Source organism: Streptomyces sp. AF1A (genome assembly GCF_047340315.1).
Lineage (GTDB): Bacteria > Actinomycetota > Actinomycetes > Streptomycetales > Streptomycetaceae > Streptomyces.
In genome coordinates, this window is sequence record NZ_JBLEBI010000167.1 from 1 (window position 1) to 15,220 (window position 15,220).

The 15,220-nt window shown below is 71.3% G+C and carries 14 protein-coding genes; 10 read left to right on the top strand and 4 right to left on the bottom strand.

Annotated elements, in window-relative coordinates; translation table 11 throughout:
- The 3 genes from ACLU3S_RS29955 to ACLU3S_RS29965 form a co-directional block, all read right to left on the bottom strand.
- Nucleotides 1-780, bottom strand: a 780-nt coding sequence (locus tag ACLU3S_RS29955) for a sensor histidine kinase (RefSeq protein ID WP_413955105.1), incomplete at its 3' end; no start/stop codon positions are given.
- Nucleotides 777-1,622: an ABC transporter permease gene (locus ACLU3S_RS29960; RefSeq protein WP_413955106.1), complete on the bottom strand. Its 846-nt coding sequence runs from the start codon at nt 1,620-1,622 to the stop codon at nt 777-779. The genes ACLU3S_RS29960 and ACLU3S_RS29955, both read right to left, overlap by 4 nt.
- Nucleotides 1,619-2,485, bottom strand: a complete 867-nt coding sequence (locus ACLU3S_RS29965) for an ABC transporter ATP-binding protein (RefSeq protein WP_413955107.1) — start codon at nt 2,483-2,485, stop codon at nt 1,619-1,621. Before ACLU3S_RS29965 ends, ACLU3S_RS29960 begins: the two co-directional genes overlap by 4 nt.
- Nucleotides 2,486-2,630: 145 nt before the next feature.
- Here ACLU3S_RS29965 and ACLU3S_RS29970 point away from each other — a divergent pair, with 145 nt between their 5' ends.
- The 3 genes from ACLU3S_RS29970 (at nt 2,631) to rpsD (ending at nt 5,608) form a co-directional block, all read left to right on the top strand.
- Complete coding sequence (locus ACLU3S_RS29970) at nt 2,631-3,287, top strand: vitamin K epoxide reductase family protein (RefSeq protein WP_413955108.1); 657 nt, start codon at nt 2,631-2,633, stop codon at nt 3,285-3,287.
- A gap of 46 nt (nt 3,288-3,333) precedes the next feature.
- Nucleotides 3,334-4,689 (top strand): replication-associated recombination protein A, encoded by a 1,356-nt coding sequence (locus tag ACLU3S_RS29975; protein ID WP_413955109.1) that lies wholly within the window; start codon nt 3,334-3,336, stop codon nt 4,687-4,689.
- Nucleotides 4,690-4,993: 304 nt separating this feature from the next.
- Nucleotides 4,994-5,608, top strand: a complete 615-nt coding sequence (gene rpsD / locus ACLU3S_RS29980) for a 30S ribosomal protein S4 (protein ID WP_228618885.1) — start codon at nt 4,994-4,996, stop codon at nt 5,606-5,608.
- Nucleotides 5,609-5,629: 21 nt separating this feature from the next.
- Here rpsD and ACLU3S_RS29985 read toward each other — a convergent pair whose 3' ends face one another.
- Nucleotides 5,630-7,780: an ATP-binding protein gene (locus ACLU3S_RS29985; RefSeq protein ID WP_413955110.1), complete on the bottom strand. Its 2,151-nt coding sequence runs from the start codon at nt 7,778-7,780 to the stop codon at nt 5,630-5,632.
- A 152-nt stretch (nt 7,781-7,932) separates the two neighbouring features.
- Here ACLU3S_RS29985 and ACLU3S_RS29990 point away from each other — a divergent pair, with 152 nt between their 5' ends.
- The 7 genes from ACLU3S_RS29990 to ACLU3S_RS30020 all read left to right on the top strand — a co-directional run.
- On the top strand, nt 7,933-8,367 hold the full coding sequence (locus ACLU3S_RS29990; protein WP_356158943.1) for a DUF948 domain-containing protein: 435 nt from the start codon (nt 7,933-7,935) through the stop codon (nt 8,365-8,367).
- A 16-nt stretch (nt 8,368-8,383) separates the two neighbouring features.
- On the top strand, nt 8,384-8,731 hold the full coding sequence (locus ACLU3S_RS29995; protein WP_413955111.1) for a hypothetical protein: 348 nt from the start codon (nt 8,384-8,386) through the stop codon (nt 8,729-8,731).
- Nucleotides 8,731-11,403 carry an alanine--tRNA ligase gene (gene alaS, locus ACLU3S_RS30000; protein WP_413955112.1) on the top strand — a complete coding sequence of 891 codons (2,673 nt, stop codon included), beginning with the start codon at nt 8,731-8,733 and terminating at the stop codon, nt 11,401-11,403. The genes ACLU3S_RS29995 and alaS overlap by 1 nt, the downstream gene beginning before the upstream one ends.
- A gap of 37 nt (nt 11,404-11,440) precedes the next feature.
- The gene (ruvX, locus tag ACLU3S_RS30005) at nt 11,441-11,905 is read left to right on the top strand and encodes a Holliday junction resolvase RuvX (RefSeq protein ID WP_413955113.1); all 465 of its coding nucleotides are present in this window, start codon (nt 11,441-11,443) and stop codon (nt 11,903-11,905) included.
- Nucleotides 11,906-12,026: 121 nt separating this feature from the next.
- On the top strand, nt 12,027-13,682 hold the full coding sequence (mltG, locus tag ACLU3S_RS30010) for an endolytic transglycosylase MltG (RefSeq protein WP_413955114.1): 1,656 nt from the start codon (nt 12,027-12,029) through the stop codon (nt 13,680-13,682).
- A complete protein-coding gene (locus ACLU3S_RS30015) occupies nt 13,663-14,502 on the top strand; it encodes a shikimate dehydrogenase (protein ID WP_413955115.1) in 840 nt (279 codons plus the stop codon). The genes mltG and ACLU3S_RS30015 overlap by 20 nt, the downstream gene beginning before the upstream one ends.
- Before the next feature lie 166 nt (nt 14,503-14,668).
- Nucleotides 14,669-15,220: chorismate synthase (locus ACLU3S_RS30020; protein ID WP_413955116.1), on the top strand; the 552-nt coding region annotated here is incomplete at its 3' end.

Here is a 15,220-nt window from a genome sequence, read left to right on the forward strand (position 1 = left end):
CAGGGCCCGGGCCTCGGCCAGGTTGCGGCGAGCCGTGTCCTCCATGAGGGCGAGATGGCGGCGGACCTGCGCCGGGCCGGAGTCGAGCTCCGCGTCCACCGCCTGGGTCAGCATCAGCAGACTGGTGAACCCCTGTGCGAGGGTGTCGTGGATCTCCCGGGCCAGCCGCTCGCGCTCGGCGAGGGCGCCGTGCGCGGCCGACAGCCGGGAGATCTCGTACCGGCTGGCGTCCAGTTCGGCGATCAGCTCCGCCCGCTCCCTGCTCTGCTCGATGATCCGGATGATCCAGCCGCCGATCACCAGGGAGAACAGCAGAGTCACCACGGCGAACAGGGCGTTGGCGAACAGGTCCGGCCATCCCGGCCGCCACAGCAGCGCCCAGCCGGCGACCGGCACCAGGTTGACGACGGTCACCGCGACCAGGGCCCACCGCGTGCGCAGCGCCATGAAGCACTGCGGGATCAGCACGTACGCCATCAGCCGGGACTGGTCCACGAGCACCGCGGCCGGCAGGAACAGCGCGACGGCTCCGGCGAGGTAGCACAGGGCGCGCCGTTCGTCGGGCGGGTCCTGCCGCAACAGCCGCCGGCCGATCCACAGATACCAGGGCGCCAGCGGCACCAGCAGCCCCGCCGCGGCGACCCGGACCGGCAGGCCCGGGTAGCCGCTGTCGAGCACGAAGGCCAGTGTGGCCGCCCATGCCACCGCGAAGTACGCGTCCCAGTACCGGATCGTCCGGTCCCAGGCATGCGCCTGCCGGGCCGTGTCGCGGACTCTCACCCGTCGCGCCGGTTCTTCCACCGGAACGTCAGCAAGCACAGCACCAATCCTCCTACGCACCAGGCGGCGAGCACCAGCGCGATCCGTCCGAACTCCCAACTGTGCGCCTGCTCCAGCACCTTGGCCGAATCGGGCAGGAACACCCCGCGCAGCCCCTGGCACAGCCACTTCAGCGGGAACAGCGCGCCGACGTCGAGCATCCAGCCGGGAAGGGTGTCGATCGAGATGTAGACGCCCGAGATGAACTGGAGCACCAGGAACGGCAGCACGACGACGGAGCTGGCGCTCTTCGCCGACTTGGGCACGGAGCTGATCGCGATGCCGAGCAGGGCGCATCCGGTCAGCCCGAGCACGAAGATCCACGCGAAGTCGAACCAGCGGCCCGGGTCGGCCGGCAGGTGCACCCCGTAGCAGGCCGTGCCGACGGCCAGCAGGATCGCGGTCTCCAGGACGGCGGTGAACAGAACCAGCCAGATCTTGCCCAGGAAGTACGCCGCGGGCGGCATCGGCGTGCCCCGCAGCCGCCGCAGCGCCTTCTCGTCCCGCTCGACGGCGATGGAGATGCCGAGCGACTGGAAGCTCGTCGACATGATCCCGGAGGCCATCATCGCGGGCACGTACAGCTGCGAGGCGGTGATGCCGCTGCCCGCGACGGCGTCGTGGAAGATCGACGCGAAAAGGAAGAGGAACACCACCGGGAAGGAGAAGGTGAACACCACCTGCTCGCGCAGCCGGAAGAACTGCTTGATCTCCAGCCCGCCCCGCAGCAGGCCGAGCGTCCAGGCGCCGGGCGGGGACCCGGCCGAGGCGCGGGCGGCGGCTCGTGCGGCGGTCGTGGTCATCGGGCGGCCTCCTGGCCGGTCAGCCGGAGGTAGACGTCCTCCAGGGTGGGGCGGGTCACGGTCAGTCCCGGTATCTCGCCGTCGAAGCGGCTCAGCAGTCCCGCGACGGTCCTCGTCGGGGTGCCGGTGACCTCCGAGCGCGGCGAGCCGTCGGCCTCCGTCCAGGTGACGGTGGCCTCGCTGCCGTGCCGCTCGCGCAGTTCGGCCGGCCCGCCCTCGGCGACCACCCGGCCCCTGGCGACCACGGCGAGCCGGTCGGCGAGCGCCTCTGCCTCCTCCAGGTAGTGGGTGGTGAGCAGGATCGTCGTGCCCTCGCCGGCGAGCAGCCGGATCAGGTCCCAGAACCGGCGCCGGGCGGCCGGGTCGAAGCCCGTGGTCGGCTCGTCCAGGAGCAGCAGCTCGGGGTCGCCGATCACGCCGAGCGCCACGTCCAGGCGCCGCCGCTGGCCGCCGGAGAGCGCCTTGATCCGCTGGTTCGCCTTCGCCTCCAGGCCGACCAGGCGGATGACCTCCTCCGGGTCGCGCGGGCGCGGGTAGTAGCGGGCGAAGTGCCGCACCGTCTCGCGGACCGTCAACTCGGCGGGCGCCGATTCGTCCTGCCAGACGATTCCCACACGGGACCTCCACACGCGCGTGCCCGCCGCGGGGTCCGCGCCCAGGACCGAGACGTCGCCCGCGTCCCGGGACCGGTTGCCCTGGAGGATCTCCACCGTGGTGCTCTTGCCCGCGCCGTTGGGCCCGAGCAGGCCGAACACCTCACCGTGCCGGATGCGAAGATCCAGACCGTCCACCGCGGTGACGTCCCCGTACTGCTTGCGCAGCCCCCGCACGTCCACCGCGAGCTCGTTCGCGTGTGCTGTCATGGCCCCGATCCTCGGCCGGAACCGAACGCTCCGTGCCCACCGTGCGTACCTCCTTATGTCCACCGAACGGTGGACACACCCCCCGGTGCGGCACAATGAGCCGTGCCCGAAGATGGTTCAGCTCTCGAGTGACGGAATCGGCGTGATGAGCAAGACGACAGTCAACGACGTCTCCACGGAGTCGGGTTCCGAGCGTGCCGCCGACGCCCCCCGCACGGTGGGCGGCAGCCGCGCCTTCGCCCTGCTGCTGGTGATCACCGGCGCCGCCGGACTGCTGGCCGCCTGGGTCATCACGCTCGACAAGAACAAGATCCTGGAGGCGAAGCTCGCCGGGAAGACGTTCACGCCGGGCTGCAGCGTCAACCCGATCGTCTCCTGCGGCAGCGTCATGGAGAGCAAGCAGGCGGCGGCCTTCGGCTTCCCGAACCCCTGGCTGGGCCTGGTCTGCTACGGCATCGTGATCTGCGTCGGCATGAGCCTGCTGGGCCGCGCCCGCTTCCCGCGCTGGTACTGGCTGACCTTCAATTTCGGCACACTCTTCGGCGTCTGCTTCGTCACCTGGCTGCAGTTCGAGTCCCTGTACCGGATCAACGCGCTGTGCCTGTGGTGCTCGCTGGCCTGGGTCGCCACGATCACCATGTTCTGGTACGTGACCTCGTTCAACGTCCGCAACGACTTCCTGCCGGCCCCGCGGTGGCTGAAGTCCTTCCTCGGCGAGTTCACCTGGGTGCTGCCGGTCACCCACTGCGGCGTCATCGCCATGCTGATCCTGACCCGCTGGGGCAGCCAGCTCTGGGCCTGACCCGGGGGCACGGGGCGTTGTCGGTGCGGTGTCTTAGGGTTTCAGCGTGGAACCCGACCTCTTCACCGCCGCAGCAGAAGAACGCCAGGAGAAGGACCCGGCAGCGAGCCCCCTGGCCGTGCGCATGCGCCCGCGCACGCTCGACGAGGTCGTGGGCCAGCAGCACCTGCTGAAGCCCGGCTCGCCCCTGCGCCGGCTGGTGGGGGAGGGCTCCGGCGGCCCGGCGGGTCCGTCCTCGGTGATCCTGTGGGGCCCGCCCGGCACCGGCAAGACCACCCTCGCCTACGTCGTCTCCAAGGCCACGAACAAGCGGTTCGTGGAGCTGTCCGCGATCACGGCGGGCGTCAAGGAGGTCCGCGCGGTCATCGACGGCGCGCGGCGCGCCACCGGCGGCTTCGGCAAGGAGACCGTCCTCTTCCTGGACGAGATCCACCGCTTCAGCAAGGCCCAGCAGGACTCCCTGCTGCCCGCCGTGGAGAACCGCTGGGTGACGCTGATCGCGGCGACCACGGAGAACCCGTACTTCTCGGTGATCTCCCCGCTCCTGTCCCGCTCCCTCCTGCTCACCCTCGAACCCCTCACCGACGACGACATCCGGGGCCTGCTGAAGCGCGCCCTGAGCGACGAGCGCGGCCTGAAGGACGCGGTGACCCTCCCCGAGGACACCGAGGAGCACCTCCTGCGCATCGCCGGCGGCGATGCCCGCCGCGCCCTGACCGCCCTGGAGGCCGCCGCCGGAGCCGCCCTCGACCAGGGCGAGAGCGAGATCCGCCTGCAGACGCTGGAGCAGACCGTGGACCGGGCCGCGGTGAAGTACGACCGCGACGGCGACCAGCACTACGACGTCGCCAGCGCGCTCATCAAGTCCATCCGCGGCTCCGACGTAGACGCCGCCCTGCACTATCTGGCCCGCATGATCGAGGCGGGCGAGGACCCCCGGTTCATCGCCCGCCGCCTGATGATCTCCGCCAGCGAGGACATCGGCCTCGCCGATCCGGGCGCGCTGCCCATCGCGGTCGCCGCCGCCCAGGCCGTCGCCATGATCGGCTTTCCCGAGGCCGCGCTGACCCTCAGCCACGCCACGATCGCCCTCGCCCTCGCCCCCAAGTCCAACTCCGCGACGACCGCGATCGGCGCCGCGATGGAGGACGTGCGCAAGGGCCTGGCCGGCCCCGTCCCCCCGCACCTGCGCGACGGGCACTACAAGGGCGCCGCCAAGCTCGGCCACGCGCAGGGGTACGTGTACCCGCACGACCTGCCCGAGGGCATCGCCCAGCAGCAGTACGCGCCGGACGCGCTGAAGGACCGCGAGTACTACGCGCCGAGCCGGCACGGCGCGGAGGCCCGGTACGCCGACGCGGTGGAGTGGACCAGGAAACACCTCGGTCGCAAGCGGTCCTGAGCGGCCTGTAGACTGCTGCGAAGCGCCGAGTCCCGTGCTGTCAGAGCGGGACACCCGGCCGGAGATCCGGTCCCCCGCGGACCGGCTCCAGGAGCGTCGCGCACCGTCGAACGGTGTCGCGGGCAGCCCACCACCACCCGAGGTTCCGGGACGGTCGGTGGGCCACTCGCGTGCTGCACGTATGTGCCCAGACCAGGGAAGCGGCTGCCCGGCAGGTCCCGAGCGGACCCGGCGGGTTTTCCCGGCTGCGGATGCGACCTCCCTAACCCTGACGAGCCGAACACTACGAAATGAGACAGAGACAGTGGCGAACCAGTCCCGCCCCAAGGTCAAGAAGTCGCGTGCCCTCGGCATCGCGCTGACCCCGAAGGCCGTCAAGTACTTCGAGGCCCGCCCCTACCCGCCGGGTGAGCACGGCCGCGGCCGCAAGCAGAACTCGGACTACAAGGTCCGTCTGCTGGAGAAGCAGCGCCTGCGCGCTCAGTACGACATCTCCGAGCGCCAGCTGGTCCGCGCCTACGAGCGTGCGTCCAAGGTCCAGGGCAAGACCGGTGAGGCCCTGATCGTCGAGCTGGAGCGCCGCCTCGACGCGCTGGTCCTGCGCTCGGGCATCGCCCGCACGATCTACCAGGCCCGCCAGATGGTCGTCCACGGCCACATCCAGGTCAACGGCCAGAAGGTCGACAAGCCGTCCTTCCGTGTCCGCCCGGACGACGTCGTGCAGGTCCGCGACCGCTCCAAGGACAAGACGCTCTTCCAGATCGCCCGTGAGGGCGGCTTCGCCCCCGAGGGCGAGACCCCGCGCTACCTGCAGGTGAACCTCAAGGCCCTGGCGTTCCGCCTCGACCGCGAGCCGAACCGCAAGGAAGTTCCGGTCATCTGCGACGAGCAGCTCGTCGTCGAGTACTACGCCCGCTGACCCCAGCCCCGGCGCAGTTCCTCAGCCCGCCGTCTCCCCGCCCTTCCGGGTGGGCGGGGCGGCGGGTTCGCGCTGTCCGGGGCGGATGCGCACCGCCGCGCGCGGAGCCGGCAGCGCGCGCAGCGGCCGTACCCCGTCGTGCCGCAGCGCCCGGGCCACGGCCGCGTCCCGGTCCAGCCGCGCCCCGAGCCGTACGCACTCCTCGTACCGCGCGTCGCCGAGTGCCTGCCGCGCGGCCGTCTCGCACTGCTCGTGCGGGGCGTTGTAGTACGCCGAGCCGAACAGCGGCAGCCCCACCGACGGCCACAGCCGGGCCGCCGCGCCCTGGAGCACCGCCGCCTCCGCCGCCTCGCCCCGGTCCACCGTGACCAGCGCCAGCAGCTCCAGCGCGAGGACCGAGCCGAGCAGGTCGTGGAAGGCGTGCGCGTTGCCCAGGCAGTCCGCGAGCAGCTCCCGCGCCCGGTCCGGGGCGCCGTCCCGCCAGGCCGCGTACGCCAGCACGTACAGCGCGTACGACCGGGTCCAGCGCTCGCCGTGGTCCTCGCACACCCGGCGCACGTTCTCGCACAGCCGCACCGCCTCCGGCAGGTCCCCCTGGAAGGCCCGCGCCATGGCCAGCTCCACCTGGCCCAACAGGACGTTGCTGTTGAGCTCGCCGATCCGCCGGTAGCGGTCCAACGCCGAGCGGAGCAGCGCCTCCGCACCGGCCATGTCGTCCGTGACCAGGGCCAGGCAGCCGGTGCGGTGCTCCGCGTAGGCCAGCGCCGCGGCATCGCCCGCCCGCTCCGCCCGCTCCCGGCACTCCCGCAGCGCCGCCAGCGCCGGCACGGCGTCGCCCTGGACGATCGCCACATGGCCGAGCACCCACAGCGCCTTCAGCCGCGACCGCGCGTACCCCGACTCCAGCCCCAGGCTCCGCTCCAGCCAGCGCCGCCCCTCCGCGAGCCGGCCGCAGCCCACCCAGCAGAACCACAGCGAGCCGGCCAGGTACTGGCCCAGGTGCGCCTCGTCCGGCTCGGTCAGGCAGAACTCCAGCGCGGCCCGCAGATTCGGCAGCTCGGCCTCGGTGCGCGCGGCCACCTCCGACTGACGGGGCGAGAACCAGTCCAGCTCGCACAAGGTGGCCAGGCCCAGATACCAGTCCCGGTGCCGCCTGCGCAGCCGGGCCGCGTCCCCGGTCGCCTCCAGCCAGTGCGCGCCGTAGGCCCGCACCGTGTCCAGCATCCGGTAGCGGGGACCCGCGGCGGTCTCCTCGCGCGCCACGAGGGACTGGGCGAGCAGGGACGACAGCACGTCCAGGACCTCCTCGGCGGGCAGTCCGTCCCCGCTGCACACGTACTCGGCCGCCTCCAGCTCGAAGGTCCGGGCGAACACCGACAGACGCGCCCACAGCAGCCGCTCCGCAGGCGTGCACAGCTCATGACTCCAGCCGATCGCTGTGCGCAGCGTCCGGTGCCGGGGCGGTACGTCCCTGCCACCGCCGGTCAGCAGCCGGAACCGGTCGTCCAGCCGCCGCAGCAACTGCGCGGGGGACAGCGCCCGCAGCCGGCCCGCCGCCAGCTCCAGCGCCAGCGGGATGCCTTCGAGGCGGTGGCACAGCTCCCGTACCTGAGGGGTGTCGGACACCTGGAGCCCCTGCTCTGCGGCCCGGTCCGTGAACAGTTCGACCGCCTCGTCCGCACCGAGCGGGGCCAGCGGGAGCAGCCGCTCGCCGGCCAGCCCCAGCGGGCGCCGGCCCACGGCCAGCACCCGCAGTTCGGGCAGCCTCCGCAGCAGATCCGCCATCAGCCCCGCCGCGGCCTCGACCAGGTGCTCGAACCCGTCCAGCACCAGCAGGACCCGGCAGCCGGCCAGCTGCTCCAGCAGCATCTCGCGAGGAGTGCGGGCGGTGTGGTCGGTCAGCCCCAGCGCCTCCATCACCGCGTACTCCACGAACTGCGGGTCGCGCACCGGCGCCAGATCCGCCCGCCCGTGACCGCCCTCCCAGCCCGGGGCGAACCGTGCGGCCAGCCGGGACTTGCCCACCCCGCCGACCCCGGTCACCGTCACCAGGCGGCCTCGCCGCAGCGCCCCGGCGAGTTCGGCCAGTTCGGCCGAGCGCCCGACGAAGCTGGTCAGCTCAAGGGGCCGTTCGCCGTCGGAGAGGGGGCCATGGCGCTGAGGACCTCGCATGGGACACGGAGCGTACTGAACCGTGTTCGTTGCGTACAATCGCTTCCCGCAACTCCACCGACCGCGCCGCTAATCCGGTACGGAGCCTCCGCCCCGGCGCGATAGGCTCAAGACACGACTTTTTCGATGCTCAGGCACGTTTCAGGGAGCGGGTGCGCACAGTGTCCGGTGGCGAGGTGGCCGGGATTCTGGTGGCCGTCTTCTGGGCGATCCTGGTCTCCTTCCTCGCCGTCGCACTGGCGAGGCTGGCCCAGACGCTCAAGGCGACCACCAAGCTCGTGGCGGACGTGACGGACCAGGCCGTCCCGCTGCTCGCCGACGCCTCGCAGGCGGTGCGCTCCGCGCAGACCCAGATCGACCGGGTCGACGCGATCGCCTCCGACGTCCAGGAGGTCACGTCGAACGCCTCCGCGCTGTCGACCACCGTCGCCTCCACCTTCGGCGGCCCGCTGGTCAAGGTCGCGGCCTTCGGCTACGGCGTACGCCGGGCGCTGGGCGGCCGCAAGGAGGACGTGCCCGCCAAGTCGCCCCGGCGTACGGTGATCGTGGGCCGCACGGTCCCCGCCGCACGACGCAAGCGGAAGTAAGGACTGAGACCGAGCGATGTTCCGCCGTACGTTCTGGTTCACCACGGGCGTCGCCGCCGGCGTGTGGGCCACCACCAAGGTCAACCGCAAGCTGAGGCAGCTGACCCCGGAGAGCCTCGCCGCGACCGCGGCCAACAAGGCCCTGGAGACCGGCCAGCGGCTGAAGGACCGCGCGGTGGGCTTCGCGCTCGACGTCCGCGACAACATGGCCCAGCGGGAGGCCGAGCTGGAGGAGGCCCTCGGCATCCAGGAGAGCCCCGAACTTCCCGCACCGAGGCGGTACGCCGCCCTCGAGAACAACCGCAGCAACCCGAAGTACCTCGGAAACCCGACGTACTCGTACAACCGGAATGAGGACCACTGATGGAGTCGGCCGAGATCCGCCGCCGCTGGCTGAGCTTCTTCGAGGAGCGCGGGCACACCGTCGTCCCTTCGGCGTCGCTCATCGCGGACGACCCGACTCTGCTCCTCGTCCCCGCCGGCATGGTGCCCTTCAAGCCCTACTTCCTGGGCGAGGTCAAGCCGTCGTTCCCGCGCGCCACCAGCGTGCAGAAGTGCGTGCGCACGCCCGACATCGAAGAGGTCGGCAAGACCACGCGGCACGGCACGTTCTTCCAGATGTGCGGCAACTTCTCCTTCGGCGACTACTTCAAGGAAGGCGCCATCAAGCTCGCCTGGGAGCTGCTCACCACCCCCCAGGACAAGGGCGGTTACGGCCTGGAGCCGGAGAAGCTCTGGATCACCGTCTACCAGGACGACGACGAGGCCGAGCAGATCTGGCGGGACGTCGTGGGCGTCCCGGCCGAGCGCATCCAGCGACTCGGCATGAAGGACAACTTCTGGTCCATGGGCGTGCCCGGCCCGTGCGGACCCTGCTCCGAGATCAACTACGACCGCGGCCCCGAGTTCGGCGTCGAGGGCGGCCCCGCCGTCAACGACGAGCGGTACGTGGAGATCTGGAACCTCGTCTTCATGCAGTACGAGCGCGGCGAGGGCACCGGCAAGGACAACTTCGAGATCCTCGGGGACCTGCCGAGCAAGAACATCGACACGGGCCTCGGCATGGAGCGGCTCGCCATGATTCTGCAGGGCGTGCAGAACATGTACGAGATCGACACCTCCATGGCCGTCATCGACAAGGCCACCGAGCTGACCGGCGTCCGCTACGGCGACGCCCACGACTCGGACGTGTCGCTGCGCGTGGTGACCGACCACATGCGCACCGCCACGATGCTCATCGGCGACGGCGTCACCCCCGGCAACGAGGGCCGCGGCTACGTGCTGCGCCGCATCATGCGCCGCGCCATCCGCAACATGCGCCTGCTCGGCGCCACCGGCCCGGTCGTCAAGGACCTGATCGACACCGTCATTCGCATGATGGGCCAGCAGTACCCCGAGCTGATCACCGACCGCGAGCGCATCGAGAAGGTCGCCGTCGCCGAGGAGAACGCCTTCCTCAAGACGCTGAAGGCCGGCACCAACATCCTCGACGCCGCCGTCACCGAGACCAAGCAGGCCGGCGGCACCGTCCTCTCCGGCGACAAGGCCTTCCTGCTCCACGACACCTGGGGCTTCCCGATCGACCTCACCCTGGAGATGGCCGCCGAGCAGGGGCTGTCCGTGGACGAGGAGGGCTTCCGCCGCCTGATGAAGGAGCAGCGGGAGCGCGCCAAGGCCGACGCCCAGGCCAAGAAGACCGGGCACGCCGACATGGGCGCCTACCGCGAGATCGCCGACACCGCCGGCGAGACCGACTTCATCGGCTACACCGACACCGAGGGCGAGTCGACCATCGTCGGCCTGCTCGTCGACGGCGTGTCCTCCCCGGCCGCCACCGAGGGCGACGAGGTGGAGGTCGTCCTCGACCGCACCCCGTTCTACGCCGAGGGCGGTGGCCAGATCGGCGACACCGGCCGGATCAAGGTCGACTCCGGTGCCGTCATCGAGATCCGCGACTGCCAGAAGCCGGTCCCGGGCGTCTACGTCCACAAGGGCGTCGTCCAGGTCGGCGAGGTCACCGTCGGCGCCAAGGCCCACGCCTCGATCGACGCCCGCCGCCGCAAGGCCATCGCCCGCGCCCACTCGGCCACCCACCTGACCCACCAGGCCCTGCGCGACGCGCTCGGCCCGACGGCCGCCCAGGCCGGTTCCGAGAACCAGCCCGGCCGCTTCCGCTTCGACTTCGGCTCGCCGTCCGCCGTTCCGACGGCCGTGATGACCGACGTCGAGCAGAAGATCAACGAGGTGCTCGCCCGCGATCTCGACGTGCACGCCGAGATCATGGGCATCGACGAGGCCAAGAAGCAGGGCGCCATCGCCGAGTTCGGCGAGAAGTACGGCGAGCGGGTCCGCGTGGTGACCATCGGGGACTTCTCCAAGGAGCTGTGCGGCGGCACGCACGTGCACAACACCGCCCAGCTGGGTCTGGTCAAGCTGCTCGGCGAGTCCTCCATCGGCTCCGGTGTCCGCCGCATCGAGGCCCTGGTCGGCGTGGACGCCTACAGCTTCCTCGCCCGGGAGCACACGGTCGTCAACCAGCTGACCGAGCTGCTGAAGGGCCGCCCGGAGGAACTTCCGGAGAAGGTCTCCTCGATGCTCGGCAAGCTGAAGGACGCCGAGAAGGAGATCGAGAAGTTCCGCGCCGAGAAGGTGCTGCAGGCCGCCGCCGGTCTCGCCGAGTCCGCCAAGGACGTCCGCGGCGTCGCCGTCGTGACCGGCCGGGTGCCGGACGGGACGACCCCGGACGACCTGCGCAAGCTGGTCCTCGACGTGCGCGGCCGCATCCAGGGCGGCCGGGCCGCCGTGGTGGCCCTGTTCACGGTCACCAACGGCAAGCCGCTGACCGTCATCGCCACCAACGAGGCCGCCCGCGAGCGCGGTCTCAAGGCCGGCGACCTGGTCCGCGCCGCCGCCAAGACGCTCGGCGGCGGCGGTGGCGGCAAGCCCGACGTCGCCCAGGGCGGCGGCCAGAACCCGGCCGCCGTCGGCGAGGCCGTCGAGGCCGTCGAGCGGCTCGTCGCCGAGACGGCCAAGTGACCGCCCGAGTGACATCCAGGTAAGGAAACGGTCGGAAATGCGCAGAGGACGTCGGCTCGCGATCGACGTCGGGGACGCCCGGATCGGGGTCGCCTCGTGCGACCCCGACGGCATCCTCGCCACCCCGGTGGAGACCGTCCCCGGCCGGGACATCCCCGCCGCCCACCGCCGGCTGCGCGCTCTGGTGGAGGAGTACGAACCGATCGAGGTCGTCGTCGGTCTCCCTCGCTCCCTCAAGGGGGGCGAGGGCCCGGCCGCCGTCAAGGTCCGCGCCTTCGCACAGGAGCTGGCCAAGGGCATCGAGCCGGTGCCGGTACGCCTGCTGGACGAGCGCATGACGACCGTGACGGCCGGTCAGGGGCTGCGCGCCTCGGGTGTGAACGCCAAGAGGGGCCGCGCGGTCATCGACCAGGCGGCCGCCGTCATCATCCTGCAGCAGGCCCTGGAATCCGAACGGGTGTCAGGTAAACCACCCGGCGAGGGCGTCGAAGTGGTCATCTGATCGCGATACGGTAACGTTCCGCGCGATGCGCCGGTGTTCGAACAGCCGACGCACAGCAAGAGGCGGAACGGAAGCCGGCCCCGGGCCGCGTGACCCTCCGCCTCGCGGCTCTAGGGGATCGATGACTGAGTATGGCCGGGGCCCAGGCTCCGAACCGTGGCATCCCGAGGACCCGTTGTACGGGGACGGCGGATGGGAAGGGCAGCAGGCCCACACCGGCCATCAGCCTGCCTACGGCGGCCAGCCGCAGCAGCACTACCCGCAGCAGCCGCAGTACGGCGAGTGGACCCAGCAGCAGCCCGGGTACAACGGCCAGCAGTACCAGTACTACGACGACCAGAGCCACCTTCAGTACGACCAGCAGTACGCCGGCCACGCCCAGCAGCAGTTCCACCAGGGCGTCTGGGACGCGGCGGGCACCCACGGCCATGTGCCGTACGCCCCCGACCCGGGCGACCCGTACGGCCAGCAGCCCATGGCGTACGGCGGGGAGCAGCCCGACTTCTACGGCACCGAGGACGCCTATCCGCCGCCGGTGCCGCCCGGCCGCAGGCGCCCCGAGCCCGAGCCGGAGGCCGCGGCCGAGGAGGAAGAGCACGCCTTCTTCGCGGGAGGGGGCGGCGACGACGAGGAGCACGAGCTCCAGGGCCGCCGGGACCGGCGCGGCGGCAAGGGCAGGAAACCCGTCAAGGACAAGAAACGCCGCACCGGCTGCGCCTGCATGGTCGTCGTCCTGGTCTTCGGCGGCGGCCTCGCGGGAGTCGGGTACTACGGCTACAAGTTCTACCAAAACCGTTTCGCCCCGGCCCCGGACTACGCCGGCAACGGCAGCAAAGAGGTGGTGACCGTCGAGATCCCGAAGGGGGCCGGCGGCTGGGAGATCGGCCGGCGCCTGGAGGCGGCCGGGGTCGTCAAGAGCGCCGAGGCGTTCGTGCACGCGCAGGGCACGACACCGGGCGGCGACTCGATCCAGGCCGGCGCCTATCTCCTGCGGAAGGAGATGTCCGCCGCCAGCGCCGTCCGCATGATGCTCGACCCGAAGAGCCAGAACAACGTGATCGTGACCCCGGGCGAGCGCAATGCGAAGGTCTACACGGACATCGACAAGAAGCTCGAACTGTCCGCAGGCAGCACCCGGAAACTCGCCCAGAAGGAGTACCGCAAGCTGGGCCTGCCGTCCTGGGTGCAGAACAGCACGGCGATCAAGGACCCGCTGGAGGGCTTCCTCTTCCCGGGCACCTATCCGGCCGCCAAGGGCATGAAGCCGGACGCGATCCTCAAGCAGATGGTGACCCAGGCCAAGCTGAAGTACGCCGCCTACGGCCTCGACACCAAGGCGAAGGCACTGGGCCTGAAGAACGCCTTCCAGCTCGTCACGGTCGCCAGCCTGGTCCAGGCCGAGGGCAAGACGCCCGACGACTACCGCAAGATGGCGGAGGTGGTCTACAACCGCCTCAAGCCCACGAACACCGAGACGAACCAGCTGCTGCAGTTCGACTCGACGTACAACTATCTCAAGGGCACGAGCAACATCCACATCTCCGAGAAGGAGATCAACAGCGACCAGAACCCGTACAACACCTACACCCACAAGGGCCTTCCGCCCGGTCCGATCGGCAACCCCGGCGACGACGCGATCAAGGCGGCACTGAATCCGACCCACGACGGCTGGATCTATTTCGTGGCGACCGACGGTACGACGAACACCGAATTCGCCAAGTCGTACGAGGAATTCAAGCAGCTCAAGGAAAAGTTCAATGCCTCCTCGGGCAACTGACGCCCGCCGGGCCGCCGTGCTCGGCAAGCCCATCGCCCACTCCCTCTCCCCGGTGCTGCACCGGGCCGCGTACGACGAACTCGGGCTGTCCGACTGGTCGTACGACCGCTTCGAGGTCGACGAGGCCGGCCTGCCCGGCTTCCTCGACGGGCTCGGGCCACAGTGGGCGGGGCTGTCGCTGACCATGCCGCTGAAGCGGGCGGTCATCCCGCTGCTGGACGAGATCAGCCCGACGGCCGCCTCCGTGGACGCCGTCAACACGGTCGTCTTCACCGAGGACGGACGCCGACTCGGGGACAACACCGACATCCCGGGCATGGTGGCCGCGCTGCGCGAACACGGCATCGAACAGGTCCGCTCCGCCGCGATCCTCGGCGCCGGTGCCACCGCCTCCTCCGCGCTCGCCGCGCTGGCCCGGATCTGCAGCGGCGAGGTCGTCGCCTACGTCCGCAGCGAGGCCCGGGCCGCCGAGATGCGGCAGTGGGGCGAACGGCTCGACGTGGACGTGCGGACGGCCGACTGGGTGGACGCGGCCGAGGCGCTGCGCGCCCCGCTGGTGATCGCCACCACGCCCGCCGGCACCACGGACGCCCTCGCCGCCGCCGTGCCGGCGCGGCCCGCCACCCTCTTCGACGTGCTCTACGACCCCTGGCCCACCGAGCTGGCGGCCCGCTGGTCCATGTTCGGCGGCGCCGTCGTCAGCGGCCTCGACCTGCTGGTCCACCAGGCCGTCCTCCAGGTCGAACAGATGACCGACCGCGCGCCCGCCCCGCTGGAGGCCATGCGCCGCGCCGGGGAGAAGGCGCTCGCCGCCCGCTGACCGTTCGCACTGACGTCCGCCTGCTGGACCGGAGGCCGGGGAGCCGCCCCGGACGTGGGAGGATCGGAGGTGGGCGGGCCGGTGTCGCGCATCCGGTCGCGCCGTCGCCGTACGCGAGGACGCGCGTACGCCGGGCAGTACCGGACGCGAGCACGGAGGAGCACCGTTGAGCAGGCTGCGTTGGCTGACCGCTGGGGAGTCCCACGGTCCCGCACTTGTCGCGACGCTGGAGGGGCTTCCCGCCGGCGTGCCGATCACCACCCAGATGGTGGCGGACCACCTCGCGCGGCGGCGGCTCGGCTATGGCCGCGGTGCGCGGATGAAGTTCGAGCGCGACGAGGTCACCTTCCTGGGCGGCGTCCGGCACGGACTCACCCTCGGCTCCCCGGTCGCGATCATGGTGGGCAACACCGAGTGGCCGAAGTGGGAGCAGGTCATGGCCGCCGACCCGGTCGACCCGCAGATCCTCGCCGGGCTCGCCCGGAACGCGCCGCTGACCCGGCCGCGCCCCGGCCACGCCGACCTGGCGGGCATGCAGAAGTACGGCTTCGACGAGGCCCGTCCGATCCTGGAGCGCGCCTCGGCGCGCGAGACCGCGGCCCGGGTGGCGCTCGGCGCGGTGGCGCGGTCGTACCTGAAGGAGACGACGGGCGTCGAGATCGTCTCGCACGTCGTCGAGCTGTGCTCCGTGAAGGCCCCGCAGGGCGTGTACCCCACC

Bases quoted from the DNA above. Each gene is read 5' to 3' on its own strand.
- ACLU3S_RS29960 (WP_413955106.1), bottom strand. From the start codon at position 1,622: ATGACCACGACCGCCGCACGAGCCGCCGCCCGCGCCTCGGCCGGGTCC.
- ACLU3S_RS29965 (WP_413955107.1), bottom strand. From the start codon at position 2,485: ATGACAGCACACGCGAACGAGCTCGCGGTGGACGTGCGGGGGCTGCGC.
- ACLU3S_RS29970 (WP_413955108.1), top strand. From the start codon at position 2,631: ATGAGCAAGACGACAGTCAACGACGTCTCCACGGAGTCGGGTTCCGAG.
- ACLU3S_RS29985 (WP_413955110.1), bottom strand. From the start codon at position 7,780: ATGCGAGGTCCTCAGCGCCATGGCCCCCTCTCCGACGGCGAACGGCCC.
- ACLU3S_RS29995 (WP_413955111.1), top strand. From the start codon at position 8,384: ATGTTCCGCCGTACGTTCTGGTTCACCACGGGCGTCGCCGCCGGCGTG.
- alaS (WP_413955112.1), top strand. From the start codon at position 8,731: ATGGAGTCGGCCGAGATCCGCCGCCGCTGGCTGAGCTTCTTCGAGGAG.
- ruvX (WP_413955113.1), top strand. From the start codon at position 11,441: ATGCGCAGAGGACGTCGGCTCGCGATCGACGTCGGGGACGCCCGGATC.
- mltG (WP_413955114.1), top strand. From the start codon at position 12,027: ATGACTGAGTATGGCCGGGGCCCAGGCTCCGAACCGTGGCATCCCGAG.
- ACLU3S_RS30015 (WP_413955115.1), top strand. From the start codon at position 13,663: ATGCCTCCTCGGGCAACTGACGCCCGCCGGGCCGCCGTGCTCGGCAAG.